Below are 21,696 nucleotides of genomic sequence, written 5' to 3' on the forward strand. Positions count from 1 at the left end.
CACCTCCGCCACCATAGCGGGGTGTCCAGCTCTTAAAACAACCACACCCTAAAAATCATACCGCAGCTTAACAAACACCTCATAACTCAGTCCTGAATGCTCCAGCCGGTCAACCGTCTCATCCACTTCCGTCTTGATGCGCGCCTGAGAAACATCCAATACGCTGCCTTGCAGCGTCAGCATGCCACTAAAAGGCACGGCCTGAGCCTTATAACCAACGGCTGAAAAATACCCGCCTTTAAGGCCGGATATTTCCCCCAGTGTCACTGATATATCCGGCCCAACCGTGGCAAACCAGTTCGATTGGCCCAGTGCGGAATAATAATGAAAGTTAAAATCGAGGCCTAAGGCGGCAAAGGTATCGTTTTTAATTGTGCCTTGTTTGTCGAAGCCGCTGACAATCTCTGGCTCGGAGAACAGCACATAGTCCAGCTCAGTTTCAATATAAGACAATGTCAGCATCCAGTCTTTATCCGGGTGCATCAGGTTCAGTCGCTGATCCTGTCCCCAGGTCAGGCCAATTTTTTTGCTGGAACGATTGAGGGTGAAATAGTCGTTGCGTTGCAGAACCTCCCCCTGGGCGTTGGTGATCCGGTCTGACTGATTAACACGGTATAGCGCGGTAAAATCTTCAGAGGCCAGAGTTATCCTCGGCCGCTGATGTTCGCCACTGCCGAGGTACAGCAACAGAGCTGAAAAGTCATCCACTGAATCGATGTTGGCGTCGCCATGGCCGGACAGGCTGGTATCGCTGTAGCTATCAGACTGTTGGTAAGAGAACTCCAGTGCCGGAACCGGCAGCGCGCCAAAATCATAACGCCCATCAATGCTCTGATAACGGGCGTTGGAGATCTCTTCCAGTTCGCTGTAACGAACCGCTGAATCCAGTGCCGGGGTGTAGCTGCCGTAGTTCAGGCTGAGGTAACCACTGGCGAGTGAACCGGCACTGTACGATGCCAGCAGTATCGGAATAAGGCGCTTTTGCATAATGATGTGCAACTGAAATCCCTGACTTTTGAGCGCCGATTTTAGCTGATAAATGAATCAAATATAACGGACAGGGGAATGATACCTGGCTGCCGCTTATGAAGGGGTGCGCTGGCTATCTGGCATTTTCCGGCAGAAGGCAGATACTGAAATCAGTAACGCAACAGGGGATGGCCAATGTTTATCAGCACACTCGATCTGTTTAAACCCGGTATTGGCCCGTCCAGCTCTCACACCGTTGGCCCGATGCTGGCGGCCTGCCGCTTCCGTGACGAGGTGTTGCGGCCGTTCACCAGTGCCGACAACCTGAGGCTGCGCTGTGTGCTCACCGGCTCGCTGGCACTGACCGGTCAGGGCCACGCCACCGATACCGCGGTATTACTCGGCCTGCATGGCCATCGTCCGCATCAGGTCGCACACATTGATGTCGAAGCCGAAGTGGCACGCCTGAAGGGCGTTACCGAACTCGACTTCAGTGATGGGCCAGGCCCGAATCACGTTCGTTTTTGTTTGGCTGACGATCTGATTTTTGCCCGGGATACCCGTTTGCCTGAACACCCTAATGCCCTGATATTTGAAATCATCGACCCTTCCGGCACCCGGCAACATCAGGAAATTTATTATTCCATTGGTGGTGGCTTCGTGCATAACCAACAGGAATTACAGGGGCTGGTGGCACCACTGACCATGTTGCCCGCCAGTCAGTATCCGTTTCCGTTTGATAGTGCCAGCTCGATGCTGCAGATGGCCCGCGACAGCGGCCTCAGTATTGCCGCGATGAAACGCCAGAACGAACATTTTCATCGCAGCGATGATGAGCTGAACCAGGGGCTGGATGCCATCTGGCATGCGATGCGGGTGTGTGTGGAAAATGGCCTGGCGGCGAGCGGTGAATTACCCGGTGGGTTAAAGGTTCAGCGCCGGGCGGCAAAGCTGCATCAGCAATTATGCGATCAGCCTGAAAGCGCTCAGTTACACGAATGGTTATGCGCCTACGCCATGGCGGTGAACGAAGAAAACGCCGCCGGTCATGCGGTGGTAACCGCACCGACTAACGGTGCAGCGGGGGTGATTCCGGCGCTGTTGTATTACGGCTGGCAGCACCAGCAGTTCAACCTCCACCAGATTCAGGAATTTCTGTTAACCGCCGCGGCCATTGGCGGTTTGATCAAACATAAAAGTTCGATTTCCGGTGCTGAGGTGGGCTGTCAGGGAGAAGTGGGGTCGGCCAGTGCCATGGCAGCGGCCGGGTTGTGTGCGGTATTGGGGGGCGGTGCGCAACACATTGAACATGCGGCAGAAATCGCGCTGGAACATCATCTGGGGATGACCTGTGATCCGGTTAAAGGGCTGGTGCAGGTACCCTGTATTGAACGTAATGGTTTTGGTGCGTTAAAAGCCTATACCGCCGCCTCGCTGGCGCTGCGCGACAGCGGCCAGCATATTATGTCGCTCGATAACTGCATCGCGGCGATGAAACAAACCGGCCTGGAAATGTCGGATAAATACAAAGAAACCTCGCTGGGTGGCCTGGCGGTCAGTTATACCGAGTGTTAATGGCGGCGCTTTATCGTTCCAGGCGATAACTGCGATGGCAGGCGTTACACTGATTCAGCAGCAGATGTAACTGCTGCTGAATTTTTTTGTCATCCTGGCTGGGTTGTAATAAGACCTGCCAGTGTTGATTCATCGCCTTACTCATCGAGCGGAATCCGGCGGGCAGGGCGCGGCCCAGTCGCTGTGGTTTTGTGTCACTTTCGTGTTGTTTTAACTGCTGTACCCGTTGCGCCACCTGCTGCGGTTTGCCTTGTGCTAAATCGGCCTGGATGGCGCCAATGGTTTCCAGCATGGATTTCATATGATCGAGCACAAAGGCCTGTTGCCGGGCTTCCAGTGACACCGGCTGGCGTGTATCGGCCTGTGCCAGTGGCGCCAGTAGCAATGTGCTGATCATCAGTGCGGTCAGTCGGTTCATAGCAGGGTTACACCTATCAAATAACTGTATGGTTATGCTATTTGATCGGCGCCGCGCTGACCAGCGAAACCGCGCCGGCAGCTTGCGGCAGAATGTCACGCTTTACGGGCGCAGACGATGAATCACCAGCGTATACAGGCCTTCGTTGCTGGCCGGATCTTCGCCTTCGGTTTTGCCCGCCTGAACCTGATATTGACCCGGCTCCAGTGACCTGATGATGCGTGCGTTGTAACCGTCACCGCTGTCGTCGTCTTCATAATGGAAACCATCCGGGCCGTCGATGCGCAGCAGCGGGTCGATGGCGATGGATTTCATATCCAGCAGATAGCTGCCTGCTTCTTTGATTTCCAGAGAATAGCTGTCAGCCGGCGTGGTGCGACTGATCCAGCTGGTAATTTCGGAGCCGGGGGTGAGGATCCTGCTGCCCGGGGTTGTCAGTTCCAGCGGTGAAATGGTGACGTGATACATACCGGAAGCGCCCTGATGGGCGCTGACCATCAGGTCGTATTCACCACGGCTGAATAAGTTGCTGATACTGGCGCTGACGTCCTGTTCACCCACATCGTCATTTTCGGAATAATAGCCCTGTGAATCACTGATGGTCAGAACCGGGTCGAAATCCTCAGAGGTGACATCGATTTTATAAGCGCTGTCGCGATCCAGCATCAGAATATAAGAACGCGCCACACCCGGCTGCAGCCAGCCTGCGGTGGTGCCGGGAATCTGCAGGCCAACTTCGGCTAACGCCGTTGTGCTGGACGACAGGGTATAAGGGCCGTAGCTGTCGGCGCTGGCGCCACTGACAACAACGGCATACTGGCCGCTGTTATCGATCCGGAAACGTAACGGAGAATCACTGGCTAATAAGGTGTTCTGGTCGTTGTACAGGGATAACTGTGCGGTAAAACTGCCTTCTGCTGCCAGAGAAATAATATGGCCGGATTCCAGTTCGATACGGTGTGACTGGTAATGGCTGCCATCTTTGGCATTCAGCGGACTTTGTGTCGTCAGCTCACCATGAATGGATTCGCCGGCGGTCAGTTCGCTGTTGCTCTGTTCAACCAGCGAGCGGCGTTGGGTTGTATCGGCTGTGTTGTCAAACTGGCAGGCGGATAAACACAAGATGGTGCTGAGCAGCAGTCCTCTGGCCGGATCGAACGTGAATCTTGCCATACATAATCCCTCGGCGCTGATGCCCTGAGTCAATACTAACCGGGCTGTCAATTAATGGTGAGGCTGCGGATTATAAGTCGCAGCCTTGGCTTTTCCAGTCGCTCGCCGGCGTGCTGTGAATCGGTCGCCATTTTAACCGCCGCCCGTATGGCTTTTTCAGCGTTGCAGGCGTTGTTTGGCCATAATCAGGGCGCTGATTGCAAACAGCGTCAGCAGCAATAACACACTGTTCAGCAGTATGTCCCACAGCGGTCGCTGACGTAAAACACTCAGGTCCCACTGGTGTAACGCATGGAACAGCCAGCGATAACTGCGGCCGTTGTGGTCGAGGTATAACTGTTGCTCGGCGGTGGTGGCGGAAAAATAAAAGCGCGATTGTGATTCGTCATTCAGGATCAGGCGCCATACCGGAAACGGGCGCGTGGTTTTATGGCCATAATAATAGTCATCGGCGTCGTGCAGTAATGACAGTTGGTAGCCGGCGTCGCCAGCCAGTGTTTGTGCCAGCCGCCTGAGGTGCCGGCGATCACCGGGAATCGGCCGGCCGTTGCTGTCCAAACGTTGTTGCTGACCGTCAGCGCTGGTGATAATCCAGTTAACCTCACCGAATCTGGGCGCCAGCCGGAGCTGTTTAAAAGCCGGCAGTGGTTGTGCGGCTAATGCCTGCAGGCTGTTGTTAATGGCGTTTCTATCGGCGTATGGCTGAAGTTTTTCGACCAACGGTGAGGGGGACGTTTCCAGCAGCCCCCAGGGATTCATGGATAATAAACCGCTCAGCAAAAAGTTGAATAACAATAACGATAACCCCACGCCACCCCAGTGGTGCAACCAGCGCAGGCCGCGATACGGCGACAGTGGTTTTCCCGGACGGCGGCGCAGCTGACGAATGCCGAGCCAGAGACCGCTGACGACAGACAGCAGAGCGATCAGCGTCAGAGCAATGACCAGCCAGTACCAGAGTTTGCCATGCTGACGTAACACCGTCGGATATAACCAGTGGCTAACGGCGCCGGGCCAGCTCCAGCCCCGTTGCCAGCGGGTGGAGTATTGCACCACCTGGCCGGTTGTTGACGAGATGTGAATTTCGCTGTGTTGTGGGTCGCTGAAGCGCACTTTATATAACGGTCGGTGGCGATGAAAGCGCGAATAGACGGTCCACTGATCACGCTCAATTAAGTCGATTGAACGGATGGCAGCGGTGGAAAAACTGCGCGCAATCGCGCGCGCCTGGTGGTCGCTGATGGCTTTCAGTGGCAGGCCTGTGTGGGCATCACCGGGTGTTCCGGTCCCGCTCTGGAACACCAGTTGCTGGTCGATGTATTCCAGCGTTAACGCACGCACCACGGAAGGTGATTCTTCCGGCAAGGATAATGATGGCGGTAATTGCCGGATGGCGGGTAATTTTTCCAGCCGTTGTGTTTCCGTCAGTTTCGGAAAGGCGACATACATCATAATGATGCCGGACAGGCACCATAAAAAAATAAAGAATGAGGTGATTATTCCGCTGTATCTGTGGCTCAGATACAGGTACTTCTTCCAACGGATGTGGCTCATGCGCGTAGCAACCTGATAACAACAATACCTGATAACAACAATACCGGATAACGGCAATAGTGAGTTGATGCTTATGGTGTTATTTGACCTCAACGGATCAACACATTAGTCTTGCGGCGCTTTTGTAGGAAGAAGCAAAAAAAGTATTTCAGGTTTTCTGTTTTATTGCAAAACAGAAATTAAAAGGGAATAAGGTGGCGCTGATATTCAGCCATTCCTTAACTGCCCCCGCAACGGTAATTAAAGTAGAACATTCAAACAGCCACTGAGCCATTTTTTCGGCATGGGAAGGCGAATGTTCATACCTCCTTTATAAGTCCGGAGACCTGCCTGTGATCAAACCAATCTGTGTTGCGGCGGGCGTCACTGGTGGGTCATGGCCGTCTTTTCCTGTCATTTTCCCTGCCTGCCTGTTCGCAAAAAAAACTAAGCCCCGACACCCTTGTATGGCGGTGATGGGCGGAACAGGATCAGTGTATGCGTCAGTTGTTATTTTATCTTTGTCTGTTGTGTGTTGCCGTCAGCCATGGCGAACCTGCGACGCTGGACAATGTTGTGGTCGCCGCCGGCAGTCTGGAACACAGCCTGCCGGAGAAAATTGCTGCCAGCGGTTCTGAACTGGTCATCATCGACTCCGATGCCATTCGTCTCAGTGGTGCTCAGGATGCGGCAAAAGCGTTACAGATGCTGGCGCCGGGTTTATATGCTGCACCCAAAAACGGTGCCTTTGATTATGTCAGTGTGTCACTGCAGGGTTCACGCTCAGGCGATATTCTCTGGCTGGTAGATGGCGTCCGTATTAATAACCGCCTGTACGCCGGCACTTCGCCGCTGGATACCATTCCGGCCGCTGCCATCGAACGTATCGAAATACTCAAAGGTGGCCAGAGTTTGTTTTATGGTACCCAGGCGATTGCCGGTGCGGTCAATATTGTGACTCATAGCGTGCAGCCGGGAGCGGTCAGTGAAGTTCAGCTGGGGCTGCATTCAGACGCAGGTCGTTCACACAGCGGACGGCTGGTGGGTGGCAATGAGCAAACACGTTATCTGTTATTTGCCAGTAACGATCAGACAGAAGGCTTCCGCGCATTTAAACGGCAGCATCAGGAGCCATCCGCCAGCGATACTAAGCGCGGTTATGATGTGTCGGTGATGGGTGGCAAACTGGTACATCAGTTATCTCAACACTGGCGGCTGTCAGCCTTATATCAGCAGCATAATGCGGAGCTGGATTACCTGCGGCCAACGGATAACTTTCTGACTCAGAATCAGCGCACCGAGGATATGGCGTATATTAAGCTGGACGGCCGTATCCGCGACAATATCAGTTTGTACGTCAAAGGTTATTTTCATCAGTGGGATACCCGTTACCTGAGAATTTATAACGATGGGGCGGGGCTGGCATTAAAAAGTAATTACGACTATTGGGGCTACACCGACCGCGGTATTAATCTGATGGCCGAGGTGGCGGATGTCGCTGGCCTGGATGTTCGTCTGGGCTACGATATGCAGAATTTTTCCGGCAGTGATGATGTGCTGAAAATCGCGTCACAACAAGAGCAGGTACAAGCGGTTTTTTTGCAGTTAGCCAGCCGTGAGTCATTATGGTCAGACGCGCAGTTTTCACTCGGGGGACGTTACAATAAACCCGCCGGTGAAGGTGATAGCTGGGTTGGTCATGCCAGCGGAACGCTGAATCTGGCCAGCCATGTTCAGCTGTTTGCTGCGCTGGGCAGCAGTTTCCGTTTGCCGAGTGCTTATGAGTTATACGCCAGTGATGATTGTTGTACTCAGGGAAATCCGGATCTGGCGCCGGAGGAGGGGAAAAATCTGAACGTCGGCGTGCGTTACCAGGATGCTTACCGGCAGATTGGCCTGACGCTGTTTACCCGCCAGGTTAACCGGTTAATTGGTTCAGCGAGCGATGATAATGGCGTAAAACATTTTGTGAACAGTGGCAGCAGCGTGTTGTTCAGAGGTGTGGAACTGGATATCGCCGTGGATCTGACGCGCCATGTGTCATTCACACTGAATCATGTGTATTCGCGCGCGGTGGCCAAAGGTGAGACGCAACAAATCAATAATATTCCGTTAAATAACAGTAAGGCGGGGCTGGCCTGGAAGCCGCAGCAGGGGCTACAGCTGATGCTGAACGTTAATCGTGTGGGCAGTGTGTCGGATGAGGAAAATAATCGCCGGATTAATTATGGCAATTATACTCTGGTGGATCTGAGTGTACGCCACTTTCTGGATGTGCAGCAGCGCCAGGATATTACCCTGAGCCTGGAAAATCTGACCGATCAGCAATACGCCACATCGGTTGCAACCGCCCGTCGTGATGCCGATAACAGCGCGTATGTGTATGAAAATCTGGGCACGCCATGGCTGGCCAAACTCAGTTACCGCATGAGGTTCTGAGTACGGCGTCGCCCGGTCGTGGCTCAGGCTTCGATACTGATATCCCTGACCGGGCGGCGTACCAGCAACAGCGCACAGCCAATACCCGTTAAAAAGCCGAATAAATTACTTTCCCAGGAAATGTAGGAATTCAGTGGTAATACACCAAACACCATGCCGCCATAAAACACACCAACGGCAACTGATAACAACACTAACCGGGTTTCTTTACTGACAAAGCCGGCCAGTAAAATAAAGCCGAGATAACAATACAACACGCCGTTAATGCCCATGTGGGGTACCGGGCGGGCAAAAAACCAGACGCAGATTCCGGTGATCAGGACGCCGGCCAGACTGACGCTGATAAAGCGTTGTTTACCGTATTGCAGTGACAAAAACGCCAGTACACAAAACGGCACCAGATTGGAAAGGAAGTGCCACAGGTTGCCGTGCACCAGCGGCGCACTCAGCAGCATCGGCAGAGAGGACAGTTGACGCGGCACGATGCTTAAAACCGTCAGGCTGCGCATTGTCAGCAGGTTAATGAGTTCCAGTACGGTCAGTATCAGGGCCAGTAACGCGACGACACGCAGCTGATGTTTAAACGGTTGCAGCCAGCGGCGGAAACGAGCAGATATAGCCATCAGTCGGCTTTGTGTTCCCGGGCTAAATAATCGTGCGACTGCATTTCCAGCATCCGGGACGTGGTGCGCTGGAATTCAAACTCCAGTTTACCTTTGCCATAAATTTCATGAATCGGGGCGTCGGCCGACATAATGACCTTAACACCACGATCGTAAAACTCGTCGATCAGGTTGATATAGCGGCGAGCCAGGTCGTCGTTTTTTAACCCCATGACCGGCACGTTGGAAATCAGAATGGCGTGGAATAATTTACCCAGCTCAATATAGTCGTTTTGCGAACGCGGGCCGTCACATAAGGCTTCGAATTCAAACCAGGCGATATCATCGCAGATAGCTTTGGCCGGGATGTTGCGGCCCAGCACTTCAACGTTAACATTTTGTTCGGTGTGGCAGGCGTCGGGCACTAGGTTATCAAAACTGGTTTGCAGGCTGGCTTCGGCACTGTTATCCAGCGGGTAGTGATACAGTTCGGCCTGTTCCAGGGTACGCAGACGGTAATCGACTCCGCTGTCGACATTCACCACTTCGGTGTATTTATTCAGCAATTTAATCGCCGGGATAAAACGATCCCGTTGCAGACCGTCTTTGTATAAACCATCGGGAATGATGTTGGAAGTGGATACCAGGGTAACGCCGCGGGCAAATAACTCCTGCATCAGGCCACCGAGAATCATGGCATCACCGATATCGGAGACAAAAAATTCGTCGAAACAAATCACCACGGCTTCGGCAGCAATCTGATCGGCAACGGTTTCCAGCGGGTTTTTGGCACCGCTCAGTTGGGTCAGATCATTGTGCACCCGTTGCATAAACCGGTGGAAGTGGGTGCGCATTTTTCGCTCGAAGGGCAAAGCATCATAAAAGGTATCGACCAGATAGGTTTTGCCGCGGCCAACACCGCCCCAGAAATATAATCCTTTAATCGGTTCTTTTTGTTTTTTACTGAATAACTTCGAAATCAGGCCTTTGTTTTTACTGGTCTGGTAGTCAGCCACCAGATCATCGTACAGACGTTGCAGGTGTTTTACGGCCATTTCCTGGGCGGCGTCGTAAGAGAAGTCGTCGCGTTTTAAGTCTTCCTGGTAGAGTTCCCATGGAGTAGAAACAGCAGATGTCGACACGGTGTATTCCTCGTAAAGCCGGCGGAGAAGGCCTTGGGCCAAAATTCAGGGGGCGCAATTTACCTTAAATCACGCCATTTTTGTAGGGGCAGGGTAATCGGCAGTACGTTATGACGTGCCTGTCAGCAGCGTTTGCAGGTCCTGTTGCAGGGATTGTTTAAGGTCCGTCAGCCGGCCGTGAAAGAAATGTCCGCCGTCACTGAATACGTGCCAGTGGGGTTGCGGTACCAGCCGGGCGACCCAGTCGTCAACTTCATCAAATGGCACCACTTCATCGGCATCGCCCATATAGACATGGCTATCGAACTCAAATGGCAGCTGGTTGGGGGCGTCAAAGTGATGCACCGCCGGTGCGACCAGAAATAACCCCTGAACCCAGTCGGGTTGTTGGCAGGCAGCTAAACAGGCCATACCGGCGCCAAATGAAAAGCCACCCAGGTAGAGTGTCTGCCAGCCCAGTGTCTGGCGGGCGTAACGGATGGCTGCCAGCACATCGTCTGTTTCACCCCGGCCCTGGTCGTGCTGGCCGCTGCTGTCGCCCACTCCGCGAAAGTTAAAGCGCAGGGTGGATAACCCCAGTCCGGCGGCGGTGCGGGTGGCGGTGGTGACCACCTTGTTGTGCATGGTGCCATCAAACAGCGGGTGCGGGTGGCACATCAGGAAGCCGCTGTTGTTCGTTGTGCTCTGGTGCAGGCTGGCCTGCAGAGTGCCGGCCGGTGCGGGAATGTTGATTGCTGTTTCGGCCATCAATAGGGCTCCCATTATGGTGCTGAGTGAAGGGTGCTTGGTGGTACTGAAAAGCGCGGCATTATACGCTTTTTGCCCGGCAGGCGGCAGTTATCCGTTGGGTGCAAAAGTCTGCGCAGAAAGTGCCATATTCATATAGCCAAATGTTATTAATTCCACCTTCTTATATATCACGGCTCTTGATATAGTCCTGCCCATCTAATTTAGGCTAACAGTAAATCCGTACGCCGCTGAGGCGTTTGCGGAAGCAGAAGAGCAACCATGACTGATTACAACCTGACGCACTTAAAACAGCTGGAAGCGGAAAGTATGCATATCATCCGCGAAGTTGCGGCTGAATTTGATAACCCGGTAATGCTGTATTCCGTGGGTAAAGATTCCGCTGTGATGTTACATCTGGCGCGTAAAGCCTTTTATCCGGGTAAGCCCCCGTTTCCGCTGATGCATGTCGACACCAAGTGGAAATTCCGCGAGATGATTGAATTCCGCGACAAAATGGCCGAAACCGTCGGTATGGAGCTGCTGGTTCATACCAACCCTGAAGGTCTGGAGCAGGGGGTGGGGCCGTTCACCCATGGTTCGTCAAAACACACCGACATCATGAAAACCCAGGCGCTGAAACAGGCGTTAGACAAGTGGGGCTTTGATGCTGCGTTTGGTGGTGCTCGCCGGGATGAAGAAAAATCCCGTGCCAAAGAGCGGGTGTATTCCTTCCGTGACGAAAATCACCGCTGGGATCCGAAAAATCAGCGCCCTGAATTATGGAATATTTATAACGGCAAGGTGAATAAAGGCGAATCCATTCGTGTATTCCCGCTGTCGAACTGGACCGAGCTGGATATCTGGCAATACATCTACCTGGAAAACATTGATATTCCGGGTCTGTATCTGGCGGCAGAACGTCCGGTGGTTGAGCGTGACGGTATGTTGATCATGGTCGACGACGAGCGTATGCCGCTGCAGGAAGGTGAAACGCCGGAAATGAAAATGGTGCGTTTCCGTACGCTGGGCTGTTACCCGCTGACCGGTGCGGTGGAATCGTCTGCGGATACTTTGCCGGATATTATTCAGGAAATGTTGCTGACTACCACATCCGAACGTCAGGGTCGTGCCATTGATCACGACTCATCAGCATCGATGGAGAAGAAAAAACAAGAGGGGTACTTCTGATGTCACACCAGTCGAATCTGATCGCAGAAGATATCCTGGCGTATCTGAAGCAACACGAAAACAAAGAACTGTTGCGCTTTTTAACCTGTGGCAACGTTGATGACGGTAAATCGACCCTGATTGGTCGTTTATTGTTCGATTCCAAAATGATCTATGAAGATCAGCTGGCCTCGGTAGAAAACGATTCCGCTAAATCCGGTACCCAGGGTGAAAAAATCGATCTGGCACTGCTGGTGGATGGTCTGGCGGCGGAGCGTGAGCAGGGCATTACCATTGATGTGGCGTATCGTTATTTCTCCACGGAAAAGCGTAAGTTCATCATTGCCGATACCCCCGGACACGAACAATACACCCGCAATATGGCGACCGGTGCTTCCACCTGTGACCTGGCCATCATTCTGATCGATGCCCGTTATGGCGTGCAGACACAGACCAAACGCCACTCTTATATCGCCTCACTGCTGGGTATTAAACACGTGGTGGTCGCGGTGAATAAAATGGACCTGCTGGATTTCAGCCAGGAGCGTTTTGAGGAAATTAAAGCCGATTATCTGAAGTTCGCTGATAACCTGAATCTGAGCGACATTCAGTGTGTGCCGATTTCGGCACTGGATGGCGATAACATCGTTAACCGCAGTGAACGTTCCGGCTGGTATCAGGATAAAACCCTGATGGAAATTCTGGAAACCGCTGAAATTTCGGCGGATAAAAATCTGCAGAATTTCCGTTTCCCGGTGCAATACGTCAACCGCCCGAACCTGGATTTCCGGGGTTTTTGTGGCACTGTGGCGTCCGGTTCAGTACGTCCGGGCGACAGCGTGATGGCGCTGCCGTCGCGTAAAACCAGCACGGTCGATAAAATTGTCACCTTCGAGGGTGAGCTGGACGAAGCTTTTATCGATCAGGCGGTGACCATTACCTTAAACGACGAAATTGATGTGTCACGCGGCGATATGCTGGTTCACATTGATGATGTGCCGGTGGTGTCCAGTAAGGTCAATGCCGATATCGTCTGGATGGCGGAAAGCCCGCTGTTACCGGGTAAGGCGTATGATATTAAGTTCGCTTCACAAATGTCGCAGGGCGCCATTTCCAAGGTGCATCACCGGGTGGATGTGAACACCATGGAGCAGCATGATGCCGATCAGATTCAGCTGAATGAAATTGGCTTATGTGAAGTTTCTCTGACCCGTCCGGTGGCTTTTGATCCGTACCAGAAAAACCGTGCAACCGGTGCCTTTATCATCATCGACCGCCTCACAAACGTTACCGTGGGTGCCGGTATGATTGTTGGTGAAGCGCAGGACAGCGACGGTGATTCCAGTCCGGTATCTGCTGAAGAAAAAGCAGCCCGTTTTGGTCAGAAGCCTGCCGTGGTGGCCATTAATGCGGTGAACGCCGCTGAGGTTGCGCTGCAGCTTGACCGTCGTCTGTTTGAGATGGGTCGGGTATCCGGTATTGCCACGGCTGAAAATGCCGAACTGCTGAAAGCGGCAGGTCTGGTGGCTCTGGTCGCTGGTGGTGCTGACGGTGCTGACATCAGTCTGGCAGCGGATCAGGAGTCGCTGGATAGTCTGGTGGCAGACCTGCAGGAAAAAGGCATTATTTAAATGCCGTCTCGTTCCCCGGCCGCTGGTCGGGGAGCAATGTGTTCGTCTGCGGCTTGTTAATCTACAAGCGTCGCCTTTGTTTACCCTGAGTGTTAAAGCGGATGGCTAAAGCTGTCGTTCTTTATCCTGGTACATACGCTCATCGGCCAGTTTGATCCAGCTTTCCACCTGACCTTCCGGCGCTTCGTTGATGCTGGCACAACCCAGGCTGAAATCAACCTTGATGGTTTGGTTATCGTAATCAAAGCAGATGTTCAGCTGGCGTAACTTGTCGGCGGTTGACGCGGCTTCCTGCTGATCGGTCTCGGGTAATAAAATAATAAATTCGTCACCGGCGTAGCGGGCAATAAAATCGCTGTCACGCAGGTTATCCGACATCATGCTGGCAAATTCCACCAGTGCCCGGTCACCACAGGCGTGACTGAAGGTATCATTGATGTATTTAAAATTATCCAGGTCGATAAACAGAATCGAGGCGGGCCGCTGATAGCGCAGAAAAATTGAGCGCTGGCGCTCCATTTCGTCGAGCAGTGCCTGGCGATTATTAACCTGAGTCAGGTGGTCGGTGCGCACCATTTCCTGCAGTTTTTCATTAAAGTCACGCAGTTGCCGCGCTGCAGCTTTTTTGGTGCTGATATCCTGAATAACGGAAATAAAATAGTCCGGGAAGCCCATCTCATCACGAATCAGCGACACCGTCAGGTTGCACCACAGCTCACGGCTGTCGGCACAGATATAACGTTTTTCCATCTGATAACTGCGCCGCTGGTCATCCAGTACTTCGTGCAGCAATTCCAGATCGCGTTCCAGGTCGTCGGCGTGGGTAATATCCTGAAAGGTCATGTCGAGCAGGCTGTCGCGTTTGTAACCAAACAGGGTGCAGAGCCGGTCGTTCACCTTCATAAAGCGGCCGCCCAGCGAGACTTTACACATAGGTACGGACGATACTTCAAAAATATGGTGGTAATCGAGTTCGGCTTTTAACAGGCGTTTTTCGGTTTCAGCCAGCAGGCTGGTATCACGAATGGAAACAATGGCCTGATCTTCGCCGCCGCTGGTGACGATGGCGAGCTGGATTTCGGCATCAATCATCTCACCCTGATTCGCCACCACGCGAATGCGGTTGCGCATGCGATGGCGTCCCTGGGACTGGAAGAACAGGTTCACCAGTGAGCCGTGATGTGCCCGTACTTCTTCCGGTACCAGTTTGTCGATCGGCTGCCCGAGCAGCACTTTGGGCGGGTAATGCAGCATTTCACTGGCTGCCCGGTTGGCGTACTGAATCAGGCCGCTGCGGTTAACCACCAGAGTTGCATCCGGGCTGTTTTCCAGCCATTGCCGGTGTGATCCATCGTCGCTCATCCTTGTTCCCGCCGTTAATTCAGTGGTTTACGAACCAGTATTTTTCCCAGAATAACATAACTTTTTCCGGGTACTTGGTGCGCCCCAGGCTGCCGTTATAACGTGCCAGCGCTCTGATCCAGTCGCCGCGTTCACGTTTCAGATAATGCTTAAGGATAGTACAGCCATAGCGCAGATTGGTACGTGGATGCATCAGATTGTCATCCTGGCGTCCGATTTCTTTCTTCCAGAACGGCATGACCTGCATATAACCACGGGCCCCCACGTATGAAATGGCAAACCGCTGGAAGGCGCTTTCGACATGGATTACGGCCATCACCAGCTCCGGCGACAGCTCAGCACGGGTAGCTTCCTGATGCACCAGACGCAGGAATTCCAGCCGTTTTTTATCGTCTTTCATATACCGTTTCAGGCGCGCAGACATATCGACCAGCCACACCTGGGCGGCAAACTTGTCTTCAAACGAACTGGCGTCGTTTACCGCCTGCAGCAGGGCGCTGCGTAACCCGTCGTCGATCTGAACCGGGCGGCTGTCCTGGGCCAGGCTGGTGGCCGGCTGCAGAAGTAATGCAAAAAAAAGCGCCGTTAACACGCTTTGCCCAAAGTGTTTCACCGGCGCTCCCTGATCGTTGTTATTGCTGTTGCTACTGTTGCCGTTACTGCTGCTGTTGATGTTGTGTTGCCACCGGTAATGGAGCCGGGCCAGCAACAGACCCGGCGGCCGGCTTAGCGCTGGATCGTATCCTTCAGGAACTGCACCACAGAATCGGCAGCCATGTCCTGTTTGTCTGCTGCGCGACGGGCTTTGTATTCCACTGTGCCCGCTTCCAGACCACGATCGGAAATCACCACCCGGTGGGGAATGCCCATCAGTTCCATATCGGCGAACTTAACGCCCGGGCTGGTCTTTTTATCACGGTCGTCGAGGTAGACCTCAAAACCGGCCTCGGTCAGCTCCTGGTAGAGTTTTTCCGTTGCCTGCTGTACCGCTTCGGAGCGATGCAGGTTCATTGGCACAATGCCGATATGGAAGGGTGCAATCGCATCAGGCCAGATGATGCCGTTGTCATCGTGGTTTTGCTCAATGGCGGCGGCGACAACCCGGGTGACACCAATGCCGTAACAGCCCATCACCAGATTCTGATCTTTGCCGTTTTCGTTCAGTACCGTCGCTTTCATGGCTTCGGAGTATTTGGTGCCCAGCTGGAAAATATGGCCCACTTCGATGCCGCGTTTGATTTCCAGAGTGCCCTGGCCACACGGGCTTGGATCACCCGCCACCACGTTACGCAGGTCGGCGATTTCCGGCAGTGGCAAATCACGCTCCCAGTTGATACCAAACAGGTGTTTTCCATCGCTGTTGGCACCGGCGCTGAAGTCGGCACAATGGGCTGCACTGCGGTCGGCGATGATGCGGATGTTCATGCCCACCGGACCCAGAGAACCCGGTCCGGCGCCAATTGCGGCGCGGATATCGTCTTCGCTGGCAAATTGCAGCGGATTGGCGATGCCGTCGATTTTTTCCGCCTTGATTTCGTTCAGCTCGTGGTCACCCCGTAACAACAGGGCGATTAACGCCTGGTTGCCGTCGTCGTCGGCTTCGCCACGCACAATCAGAGTTTTAACGGTGTTTTCAATCTTCAGGTCAAACTGTTCTACCAGCTCGTTGATGGTTTTGGCGTCCGGCGTGTCGACTTCACGCATTGCTTCACTGGCGGCGGGCCGTTCACCGGCGGGCGCTAAGGCTTCGGCCAGTTCAACGTTAGCGGCATAATCGCTGGCGTTGGAGAAGGCGATGTCGTCTTCACCGGATTCAGCCAGCACATGAAACTCGTGTGATTTAGCGCCACCGATGGAACCGGTATCGGCCCACACCGGACGGAAATCCAGCCCCAGGCGGGTGAAAATACGGGAATAGGCCTGGTGCATCACCTGGTAGGTTTTATCCAGACAGGCTGCGTCCGCGTGGAACGAGTAGGCGTCTTTCATGATAAATTCACGCGAACGCATCACGCCAAAGCGTGGCCGGGTTTCATCACGGAATTTGGTCTGGATCTGGAATATGTTCAGCGGCAGCTGTTTGTAGCTGCTGATGTTGTTGCGGGCCAGGTCGGTAATCACTTCTTCGTGGGTCGGGCCAACGCAGAAATCGCGGTTATGACGGTCTTTCAGACGCAGCAGCTCACCACCGTATTGTTGCCAGCGGCCACTTTCCTGCCACAGCTCGGCCGGTTGAACGGCGGGCATCAGAACTTCCATGGCGCCGGCGCGGTTCATTTCCTCGCGTACGATAGTTTCGACTTTGCGCAATGTGCGCAGACCCAGTGGCATCCAGTTGTACAGGCCGGCGGCCAGTTTGCGGATCATGCCAGCACGCAGCATCAGTTTGTGACTGATGACCACGGCATCAGCCGGTGTTTCTTTTTCGGTTGCGATCAGAAATTGAGTAGCGCGCATGCGTCTAAGTTGCCCATAGTCAGTTCAAATGACGGATGATTTTAATGCTTAAGGCCACAGGCGGCAACGCACACTGGCCTGGCGGGAAATTATTAACCGAGGGTTGTACTGTCATATTGCTGTGCGATACTCGCGCAAGCATACCCATTTTTTCCCCGAGTGAGATAACAAACTATGGTTGAAACACGTGATCAGGATCTGTTGCTGGCTGAGCTGCTGGAAGCTGACCTGCCGATTGCTGAATCGTGTTTGCGCAATCAGAAGCCGATCGCTGATGTATTACAGAGCGAGTTACCGCAACATGCCGTGGTGCTGGAAATTGGCAGTGGCACCGGCCAGCATGCGGCTTATATGACCCGCCAGCTCCCCACGGTAAAGTGGCAGGCGTCGGACCTGAGTGGCGCCCTGGCCGGCATTAATGCCTGGCGCTTACGGCATAAACGGGAAAATTTTCTGCCGCCACTGGTGCTTGATGTGGCGCAGGAGCTGTGGCCGGTCAAACAGGTGGATGCGGTCTTCAGTGCCAACGTGGTGCACTTTATCAGCTGGCCCCACGTGCGGGCGATGATGGCCGGTATCGGCCGGGTACTGAAACACACCGGGCTGGCTTTTTTTTATGGCCCGTATAATTACGAAGGGCAATACACCAGCGAAGGCAACCGCCAGCTGGATGACTGGTTACGTCAGCGTAACCCGGAAGCCGGCATCAAAGACTTTGAACAGCTGATCCTCACCGCCCGCAAAGAAAAGTTACGCCTGATTCGTGATATCGCCATGCCGGCCAATAACCGCATGCTGATACTGCAGAAATACGCCGACGCCTGAGCACGCTTCAGGCAACGGCATGGTGTGCTTCTGCGGGCTGAGTGTCGCGCGCCAGTGCCGCCACTTCGCCAACAACAATCAGCGCCGGGCCGTCGTCCTGCTGGCAGCGCGCGGCAAGAAACGGTAAATCCATCAATACCCCTTTGATCACCTGTTGCTGCGCCCGGGTACCGTTCAGAATCAGAGCAATCGGAGTCGCTTCATGTAAACCCTGCTGCAGCAAACCGGCGGTAATACTGCCAGCCTGTTTTTTGCCCATATAAAACACCCGGGTGGGGTTGTCGCTGGCCTGATAATCGCCAAACTGACTGTGGCCGCTCTGCAGCAGCAGGGCATTGCCATACTGGCGGTGGGTCAGTGGAATCTGAGCCGCCGCTGCACACCCGCCCGCAGCGGTGATACCCGGTACAATCGTGGTGCTGATGCCATAACGACGCAGGTATTCGAGCTCTTCGCCACCGCGGCCAAAAATAAACGGATCGCCACCTTTAAGGCGCACAATCTGACGGTATTTGCGCGCACAACTGACCAGCAGGCTCTGGATGTCAGCCTGTTTCATACTGTGCTGGCCACAACGTTTACCCACGTGAATCCGCACACACTGGCGGGGTAATAACGCCAGGATGTCGTCGGATATCAGGCTGTCGTATAACACGCAATCGGCCTGGTTAAGCAGTCGCATGGCCTTCAGGGTTAATAATTCCGGGTCGCCGGGGCCGGCACCCACCAGCGCCACCTGTCCGAATGAATGGCTGTTTGAGGCTGTCATTATGCTATCTCCGTCGGGGCTGTGGCGTCACACAGGTGTTGTAATTCCGGCAGGCAGGAGCCGCAATTGGTGCCACAGCGTAATTGTTGTCCAAGGGCTTCGGGGTTGTTGTGGCCGGCATTGATGGCCGCCTGAATGGCTTTATCGCCGACCTGAAAGCAGGAGCAGATAATGGCTCCCTGGTCCTGTTGCGGACCCGGAGGGTGACCGTTCAGCAACGCCATACGCAGCTGGCTGTCGGGTTGTCCGGTGGCCAGTTGCTGGCTCAGCCAGGCACGGTTCAGCAGACTGCTGTTTTGTCCGCCACTGCGACAATACACCAGGCAGACCAGCCCGGATGCATCATAGGCAGCACGCCGGTAGTGGCGCCGTTTGGGATCATCGAAGCTGACCCAGTGCAGTGGCTGAGAGGATTGCTGAGCCATTTGCTGACGCAATGCCTGTAACCAGTCGCGACTATCACCGCGGCTGGCCAGTTCACAGAAAAAGCCCTGTTCGTTGCGACCACTGGCCCAATAATCCAGCGACTGCAGCAGTGGGCGTTGCCCCGGGCGGCTGATGTCGTCACGGCTGAACACAGTGGCCTGCCAGTCCGGGTGATAGGCCCGGGCCTGTACCAGGCTGATTTTTAATTGTGGCTGGCCGGAGAGCGGATCATGGGTGTTGTCTATCAGACTACTGACCCGTGCCCGGGCGCTGTAGCGGTCGCTCCAGTGCATCGGTACAAACACTTCGCCATGGCGTTGTTCATCGCTGACCCGGGCGCGAAGCAATAAACGGCCACGCTGATTAGACACCTCGACCAGTTGGCCGTCGCTGAGCTGGCGTTGTTTGGCGTCCTGCGGATGCAGCAGGGCAAAGGGTTCACTGATGTGCTGATTCAGCCGGGCCGCCTGGCCGGTGCGGGTCATGGTGTGCCAGTGATCGCGGATGCGGCCGCTGTTCATGATCAGCCGCCCCGGCGGCTGGCTGACTGACAGTGCGGCAGTGGCCTGCAGCGGGACAAACTGTGCTTTGCCAGTGGCGGTATAAAAATGACCGTCGTCGAACAATCGCTGACGACCGTTGGGATAGCGCTCGTTAACGGGCCACTGTAACGGCGTTAAGGCATCGTATTGAGCCTGGTTCAGCTCCGTCAGTGCCGACAGGTCAAAATCGCGCTGGCCGTTGTTTTCAAACGCGGATAAACGCGCGTGTTCGCGGAAAATATCGGCCGGGTGATGGTAATCAAACTGTTGCCGGTAGCCCAGGCGCTGGCCGACCTGGGAGATTATCCACCAGTCAGGCCGGGCCTCGCCGGGAGGCGGTAAAAAGCCGCGCTGGCGCGAAATACGCCGTTCTGAGTTGCTGACCGTGCCGTTTTTTTCCCCCCAGCTGGCTGCCGGTAAACCGATATCGGCATATTGCATGGTATCGGTGTCGGCCATGCAGTCGGATACCACCACGGTATCGACGTTGGCCAGCGCCCGCTTGATCCGGTCAGCATCCGGCATGGAAACCACCGGGTTGGTGGACATGATCCAGAGGAATTTAATGTCGCCGCGTTCGGCGGCGGCAAACAGGTCGATGGCTTTCAGACCCGGGCTGCGGGCGATGCCGGGCGACTGCCAGAAGCGTTGTACCCGGTCGCAGTCGTCGGCGTTAAAATCCATATGTGCAGCCAGCTGATTGGCCAGGCCGCCGACCTCACGACCGCCCATGGCATTAGGCTGACCGGTAATGGAAAACGGACAACTGCCGGGTTTGCCAATTTTACCGCTGGCCAGATGGACGTTGATAATGGCATTGGCTTTATCACTGCCGCAGCGGCTCTGGTTGACGCCCATGGAATACAGGCTGACACAGCGGCGGCTGTCGCGGAACCACTGGTAACAGGTACGCAACTGCGCAACGTCCAGATCACATTGTTGGGCGACCTGCTCCGGGTTGGCGGCTTGTGCCAGCGCCTGTTGCAGGGTGGTTTCAAACTGCTGGCAATGTTGTTCAATAAAATCCTGATCCAGCCCATCATGCTGACTGAGATAGGCGAGCAGCCCCTGAAACAGCCAGACATCGCTCCCCGGGCGTAACGCCAGGTGCAGGTCGGCAATATCACAGCTGGCGGTGCGGCGCGGATCAATCACCACCACTTTCATGGCCGGGTTTTGTGCTTTGGCACGGCGGATGCGCTGAAATAACACCGGGTGCGCCCAGGCGGCGTTGCTGCCGACCAGCAGCAGCAGATCGGTTTGTTCCAGATCCTGATAACAGCCGGGCACGGTGTCGCTGCCAAATGCGCGTTTATAACCCACCACTGCAGATGCCATACACAGGCGGGAATTGGTATCCATATTGGCGCTGCCGATAAAGCCTTTCATCAGCTTATTGGCGACGTAATAATCTTCCGTCAGCAGCTGGCCGGAACCATAAAAGGCCACGGCTTGCGGACCGTGTTGTTGTATGACCTGTTGTATCCGGCGGCTGACGGTATCCAGTGCGTGATCCCAGCTGACCGGCTGAGCGTCGATAAACGGCTGTAATAAACGTCCGTCATGGCCCAGTGTTTCGTGTAACGCTGAGCCTTTAACACACAGGCGGCCCAGATTCGCCGGATGCTGCTCCAGGCCGGACACGGGTTGTGGCTGGCCATTCACGACTTTGGCGCTGACGCCGCAGCCGACGCCGCAATAAGGGCAGGTGGTATCAGTTTGAGTCATAACGGGTTTCCAAAAAAAAGCGCCCACAGGCCAGGCCTGTGAGCGCCAATGCTCAGTTCCGAAGAACTTTTTTACACAACACGAATTCGACATCGACATTGATGCCGCCGTCATCAACCCCCGAGGATGACAGCCAGCGCGTTCACGCTGTTCACAGACGGTTATTCAATAATGATGCCATTCTCTGAAAAGTGGATGATTGGCGCGGT

At 54.4% G+C, this 21,696-nt stretch carries 17 protein-coding genes and 1 riboswitch; of the genes, 5 read left to right on the forward strand and 12 right to left on the reverse strand.

Annotation, left to right across the window (positions count from 1 at the left end; all coding sequences use genetic code 11):
• Positions 1 to 48 precede the first annotated feature (48 nt).
• Positions 49 to 987 carry a hypothetical protein gene (locus ACFOMG_RS06720; protein ID WP_376865583.1) on the reverse strand — a complete coding sequence of 313 codons (939 nt, stop codon included), beginning with the start codon at positions 985 to 987 and terminating at the stop codon, positions 49 to 51.
• Positions 988 to 1,164: 177 nt separating this feature from the next.
• Here ACFOMG_RS06720 and ACFOMG_RS06725 point away from each other — a divergent pair, with 177 nt between their 5' ends.
• Entirely contained in the window at positions 1,165 to 2,544 is a 1,380-nt protein-coding gene (locus ACFOMG_RS06725) for an L-serine ammonia-lyase (protein ID WP_376865584.1), read from the forward strand.
• A gap of 10 nt (positions 2,545 to 2,554) precedes the next feature.
• Here ACFOMG_RS06725 and ACFOMG_RS06730 read toward each other — a convergent pair whose 3' ends face one another.
• The 3 genes from ACFOMG_RS06730 to ACFOMG_RS06740 all read right to left on the reverse strand — a co-directional run bounded on the left by ACFOMG_RS06730 (position 2,555) and on the right by ACFOMG_RS06740 (position 5,689).
• Positions 2,555 to 2,962: a hypothetical protein gene (locus ACFOMG_RS06730; protein ID WP_376865586.1), complete on the reverse strand. Its 408-nt coding sequence runs from the start codon at positions 2,960 to 2,962 to the stop codon at positions 2,555 to 2,557.
• Positions 2,963 to 3,064: 102 nt separating this feature from the next.
• The gene (locus tag ACFOMG_RS06735; RefSeq protein ID WP_376865588.1) at positions 3,065 to 4,135 is read right to left on the reverse strand and encodes a hypothetical protein; all 1,071 of its coding nucleotides are present in this window, start codon (positions 4,133 to 4,135) and stop codon (positions 3,065 to 3,067) included.
• A gap of 156 nt (positions 4,136 to 4,291) precedes the next feature.
• Entirely contained in the window at positions 4,292 to 5,689 is a 1,398-nt protein-coding gene (locus ACFOMG_RS06740) for a PepSY domain-containing protein (RefSeq protein ID WP_376865589.1), read from the reverse strand.
• 133 nt (positions 5,690 to 5,822) lie between these two features.
• Positions 5,823 to 6,037: riboswitch (cobalamin riboswitch) on the forward strand.
• A gap of 129 nt (positions 6,038 to 6,166) precedes the next feature.
• On the opposite strand from ACFOMG_RS06740, the gene ACFOMG_RS06745 reads away from it, so the two are divergent.
• Positions 6,167 to 8,107 carry a TonB-dependent receptor plug domain-containing protein gene (locus ACFOMG_RS06745; protein WP_376865590.1) on the forward strand — a complete coding sequence of 647 codons (1,941 nt, stop codon included), beginning with the start codon at positions 6,167 to 6,169 and terminating at the stop codon, positions 8,105 to 8,107.
• Between the two features lie 23 nt (positions 8,108 to 8,130).
• On the opposite strand, the gene ACFOMG_RS06750 is transcribed toward ACFOMG_RS06745, so the two are convergent.
• The 3 genes from ACFOMG_RS06750 to ACFOMG_RS06760 all read right to left on the reverse strand — a co-directional run bounded on the left by ACFOMG_RS06750 (position 8,131) and on the right by ACFOMG_RS06760 (position 10,598).
• Positions 8,131 to 8,730 carry a rhomboid family intramembrane serine protease gene (locus tag ACFOMG_RS06750; protein ID WP_376865591.1) on the reverse strand — a complete coding sequence of 200 codons (600 nt, stop codon included), beginning with the start codon at positions 8,728 to 8,730 and terminating at the stop codon, positions 8,131 to 8,133.
• A complete protein-coding gene (zapE, locus tag ACFOMG_RS06755) occupies positions 8,730 to 9,851 on the reverse strand; it encodes a cell division protein ZapE (RefSeq protein ID WP_376865592.1) in 1,122 nt (373 codons plus the stop codon). Before zapE ends, ACFOMG_RS06750 begins: the two co-directional genes overlap by 1 nt.
• Before the next feature lie 108 nt (positions 9,852 to 9,959).
• Complete coding sequence (locus ACFOMG_RS06760; RefSeq protein ID WP_376865594.1) at positions 9,960 to 10,598, reverse strand: alpha/beta hydrolase; 639 nt, start codon at positions 10,596 to 10,598, stop codon at positions 9,960 to 9,962.
• Positions 10,599 to 10,859: 261 nt separating this feature from the next.
• Here ACFOMG_RS06760 and cysD point away from each other — a divergent pair, with 261 nt between their 5' ends.
• Both cysD and cysN read left to right on the forward strand, forming a co-directional pair.
• Positions 10,860 to 11,768, forward strand: a complete 909-nt coding sequence (gene cysD / locus ACFOMG_RS06765; RefSeq protein ID WP_376865596.1) for a sulfate adenylyltransferase subunit CysD — start codon at positions 10,860 to 10,862, stop codon at positions 11,766 to 11,768.
• On the forward strand, positions 11,768 to 13,378 hold the full coding sequence (gene cysN, locus ACFOMG_RS06770; RefSeq protein WP_376865597.1) for a sulfate adenylyltransferase subunit CysN: 1,611 nt from the start codon (positions 11,768 to 11,770) through the stop codon (positions 13,376 to 13,378). Before cysD ends, cysN begins: the two co-directional genes overlap by 1 nt.
• Before the next feature lie 105 nt (positions 13,379 to 13,483).
• On the opposite strand, the gene ACFOMG_RS06775 is transcribed toward cysN, so the two are convergent.
• The 3 genes from ACFOMG_RS06775 to ACFOMG_RS06785 form a co-directional block, all read right to left on the reverse strand.
• Positions 13,484 to 14,740, reverse strand: coding sequence for a sensor domain-containing diguanylate cyclase (locus tag ACFOMG_RS06775; RefSeq protein ID WP_376865598.1), 1,257 nt, complete (start codon positions 14,738 to 14,740; stop codon positions 13,484 to 13,486).
• 19 nt (positions 14,741 to 14,759) lie between these two features.
• The gene (locus ACFOMG_RS06780) at positions 14,760 to 15,353 is read right to left on the reverse strand and encodes a lytic transglycosylase domain-containing protein (protein ID WP_376865599.1); all 594 of its coding nucleotides are present in this window, start codon (positions 15,351 to 15,353) and stop codon (positions 14,760 to 14,762) included.
• Positions 15,354 to 15,466: 113 nt separating this feature from the next.
• Positions 15,467 to 17,197, reverse strand: a complete 1,731-nt coding sequence (locus ACFOMG_RS06785; protein WP_376865600.1) for a proline--tRNA ligase — start codon at positions 17,195 to 17,197, stop codon at positions 15,467 to 15,469.
• Positions 17,198 to 17,371: 174 nt separating this feature from the next.
• Between ACFOMG_RS06785 and ACFOMG_RS06790 the strand changes: the two genes are divergently transcribed.
• Positions 17,372 to 18,022 carry a DUF938 domain-containing protein gene (locus ACFOMG_RS06790; RefSeq protein WP_376865601.1) on the forward strand — a complete coding sequence of 217 codons (651 nt, stop codon included), beginning with the start codon at positions 17,372 to 17,374 and terminating at the stop codon, positions 18,020 to 18,022.
• Between the two features lie 7 nt (positions 18,023 to 18,029).
• On the opposite strand, the gene cobA is transcribed toward ACFOMG_RS06790, so the two are convergent.
• Together cobA and ACFOMG_RS06800 are read right to left on the reverse strand one after the other, a co-directional pair.
• Positions 18,030 to 18,791 (reverse strand): uroporphyrinogen-III C-methyltransferase, encoded by a 762-nt coding sequence (gene cobA, locus ACFOMG_RS06795; protein ID WP_376865602.1) that lies wholly within the window; start codon positions 18,789 to 18,791, stop codon positions 18,030 to 18,032.
• On the reverse strand, positions 18,791 to 21,487 hold the full coding sequence (locus ACFOMG_RS06800; RefSeq protein ID WP_376865604.1) for a nitrate reductase: 2,697 nt from the start codon (positions 21,485 to 21,487) through the stop codon (positions 18,791 to 18,793). Before ACFOMG_RS06800 ends, cobA begins: the two co-directional genes overlap by 1 nt.
• Between the last annotated feature and the right edge of the window lie 209 nt (positions 21,488 to 21,696).

This window comes from Bacterioplanoides pacificum, assembly GCF_042648445.1.
Lineage (GTDB): Bacteria > Pseudomonadota > Gammaproteobacteria > Pseudomonadales > Oceanobacteraceae > Bacterioplanoides > Bacterioplanoides pacificum.